This is a genomic window from Paenibacillus barcinonensis, from assembly GCF_003217495.1.
Classification (GTDB): domain Bacteria; phylum Bacillota; class Bacilli; order Paenibacillales; family Paenibacillaceae; genus Paenibacillus; species Paenibacillus barcinonensis.
The window spans coordinates 1-3378 of the sequence record NZ_QJSW01000050.1; the positions used below are offsets into that span (position 1 = coordinate 1).

Here is a 3378-nt window from a genome sequence, read left to right on the forward strand (position 1 = left end):
TTAAGATAATTGACAGTTTTCACTGCTGCTTCACCATATTTCCCCATAATAATCCTTCTTTCTTTTTTACTATCGCAATAATTTCGGCTAACGTTGTTGAGTTCATGACGCCCCACCACCTTAAAGGAGCGTATGCGACTGGCCTCGACGCGGTTAGGTGGGTGCGGATGTGTCCGATGACAATGCTTCCTCGCTACTGAAATTCCTCTTCGATTTAACTTCTAACTTCTTTCGGACCAAGGGGGCGATCCCCCGACGCATGAACATTTTGTTATCTGATGCTCCCCACTTCTTTGATAAACTCACAAAATGCTATACCATATCTGAAATAAACATGGCTTTAGTTCCTTCTTCTGGCTTAAATCCAAATATTCCATAGAATTGTTCTGCACTATCATACGATATAAGCACTTTTGTTTTGATATTAGAATATCGACTAAGCATTTTTTCCATCATTCTCTTTCCAATTCCTAATGATTGATATTCTTTATGTACTAACATGTAATGAAAATATACTGTCATCACTCCGTCAGACAGTGCATTTATTAAGCCGATTAATTTGGTATCATCCCATGCAGTAATAACCGTATGCGAGTTTTTTATTGCTTGTCTAAGATCTTCTGGGAAATCTCCTGATTTCCAGTCCACTGAGTGAAACAGTTCTTGAATAGCTTGTTTATCAATGTCTTTTATTTCTTTGAACATGATTGTCATAATATTGCTCCTATCTTTTGTGTATTAATTGGGAGTATCGGATAACGTTGCTGTATTCATGAACCCCAAAGGTTTGTCTGCTGAAATCCCTCTCCGAAATCCATCCGCAGACCAAGGCTCCCAAGGAGCCGCTGCTTGAATAAATTGTTATATAATGGAAATTCTTCTTCGAGATAGCTTACCAACAGTCCTTACTCACTTCAATTATTATATTTAGCTTTGATTCATCTTTTCTCATGTGTTATCATATTCTTAAATAAAGACCAAGTGCGTCAACACTTGGTCAGTACAATTGGCTTGGATGGTTAATCCCTTCTTAAGTCAAGTTAGGACAAAAACCCACCTTCGGCTGTCAACCTTGGGGTGGGTTTTTACTTTCTCTTGTTGTTATTGATGTACGTTAAAAGTGCAAGAATGAATGTTCCGAATAACAGCATTAGAGTCATCGCATGTTTCACTTCCATGGTTTCACCTCCTTTCGAAGGGAAACCATACCCACCCAAGATTCAATTGTATCTATATTTTACCTGTTCTTACATCTGCGCACAAGCGTTCTTATCTGCTTTCTTGCTTTTTCCCTTTTCTATTTGTTGCCCATCATTTCTATCATATAACGTTCCTGTATTCATGAACCCCGAAGGGGTTGTCTGCTGAAATGCCTCTTCGAAATCCACCGCGCAGACCAAGGCTCCATAAGGAGCCTATGCTTGAATATGATGTTAAGCGTTGCTTCTGCTCCCTGAATATTCTCTCGATCCGAGTTCGCTTCGTTATTCTCTTCGTCTACCGCACTCGCTTCGATTCCGAATTCGCTTCGTCCTATACTTTTAACATTCTTTAAATTAATCACTGCTTTTGTTCTCTTATAATAATGCAATTCAACATCTATATTTACATCTATATCCTTCATTCGATCTTTATTTATCCTGAACTTCTTTTCTTTTCCATTTACGATACTTATTTTAATTAAATTTCCTTTTTGAATATTCACTTTCCCTAATACGGTAATATAATCTTGTTTTGCTAGATCCAACGAGATAATGATAGCAAGAACAACAAGTACAGGAAGTGGTATAAATAACAATAGTATAAGCCAGTTAGGTCTCTCCTGTAGTACATTTATAAATATTTGTATCGAGGCATTGAAGATCATCAACAGTGAAAAGAAAAGTAATGACTGCAGCGTTTTTTTAGTTTTACTCTCATTCTCTTTCATTATTGTAATCCTTTCATTGTATTAATCCTTAAATATTTTGTGGTATTTCAGCTAACGTTACTGTATCCACGACGTCCCACCGACTTAAGCGACCAACGGGAGCGACCGCGATGCGGTTAGTCGGTGCGGATGTGTCCGCCTGAATTCACTTCCCTGCCACTCTCCTTCTGGCGGACAGAGGACCCGCCAGGCTCTGAAGCGTGGATATGATGTTATCGGAAGTGACTAACTTCTTAGATATACCTACTAATTGCTCTTGTATTCTTCGTAGTTTAATAACCTAATTCTTCCTTCATCATGTATTTCTTCTGGGAATCGTACAGAATCAAGAGTATGAAGTGTTCTCGCTATATTTATACATTCTTGCACTTCATTATCAACTTCATATTTTCTTATTAAAATTTGCTTTAATCGATTAATTGTCTTCTCATTAGCATTATTAATATCTATTAAAATACTTAAAAACATCCATCGCGTGTGACTATCGCTTTGAATAATTTGGCCATCAATTGATGGAGTGTAACCTGAAAACACCTCGAAGAGTGTGACAACTTCGTTTGATGCAATCACACCTAATTTAATTATTTCTTCCTCAACATCATACTTATGGCGGTACATTTGTTTAAATGATCTTGTACCTTCTGTTTCATTACCAATAATAAATTCATATAACAAATTAGACCAATGTGTGACTTGCTCTTCTTTAGACGTTGAATAAATTATGCTTAAATATTGTTCATACTCTTTAACCTCAGGAAATGCTTTATAATAGTCTTCTATTGTTACCGTCTTTTTTATGTATTCATAATATTCAGAGTCATGCTCTACAATAAATGAAATAAAGTGACCCGTTTTATTTAGTTTAGAAAAAGTAGGTCTAAGTTCAAAGATTATTTCCACTAAAGCATTAATAAACTTTTGTGTCAGCTCATTCGATGATTCTTCATCTTCATCATCGAAAAACTCCGAAAGTTTTGCTTCATATAATTGTTCGAATTCATTTATTAATTCTGGTTGTTTTGTGTCTTCGTATGAAAAATCCCCAACATTGTATTCTAGCCCCCTAAAGCCGAGTAGTTTGTCTGAAGTATAAGAACTATAGTGTTTATTAACATGTTTTTTAAACGAATCAAAGGTATTCCACTTCAAATTAACATTCCCATATGTAGCATGACAGTCCAAAATCAAGCAGTACACATCTTTATTTTCAGTTGTTGTTGCAAACTTCTCAAGATTATACTTAAAATGATTCAACAATGTACTTTTCCACAAATTGATATCAAGGTTCTTCATTTTTTCTATTCTCCTTTTCAGGTCATTTCCGATAACGTTCCTGTATTTACGAACCCCAAAGGGGTTGTCTGCTGAAATCCCTCTTCGAAATCCACCTCGCAGACCAAGGCTCCATCGGAGCCGCTGCTTGAATATGATGTTATGAGATGTCATTG

4 protein-coding genes are annotated in these 3378 nt (G+C 36.4%); all 4 read right to left on the reverse strand.

The genetic code is table 11. The features are described from left to right. Positions 1–312: 312 nt before the first annotated feature. Complete coding sequence (locus tag DFQ00_RS28460) at positions 313–714, reverse strand: GNAT family N-acetyltransferase (protein WP_110899751.1); 402 nt, start codon at positions 712–714, stop codon at positions 313–315. A gap of 371 nt (positions 715–1085) precedes the next feature. Beyond that, positions 1086–1178 carry a competence inhibitor ComI gene (gene comI / locus DFQ00_RS30045; protein WP_244214032.1) on the reverse strand — a complete coding sequence of 31 codons (93 nt, stop codon included), beginning with the start codon at positions 1176–1178 and terminating at the stop codon, positions 1086–1088. A 161-nt stretch (positions 1179–1339) separates the two neighbouring features. Beyond that, positions 1340–1930: a hypothetical protein gene (locus DFQ00_RS28465; protein ID WP_110899752.1), complete on the reverse strand. Its 591-nt coding sequence runs from the start codon at positions 1928–1930 to the stop codon at positions 1340–1342. Positions 1931–2176: 246 nt separating this feature from the next. After that, positions 2177–3223 (reverse strand): hypothetical protein, encoded by a 1047-nt coding sequence (locus tag DFQ00_RS28470; protein WP_146236240.1) that lies wholly within the window; start codon positions 3221–3223, stop codon positions 2177–2179. Between the last annotated feature and the right edge of the window lie 155 nt (positions 3224–3378).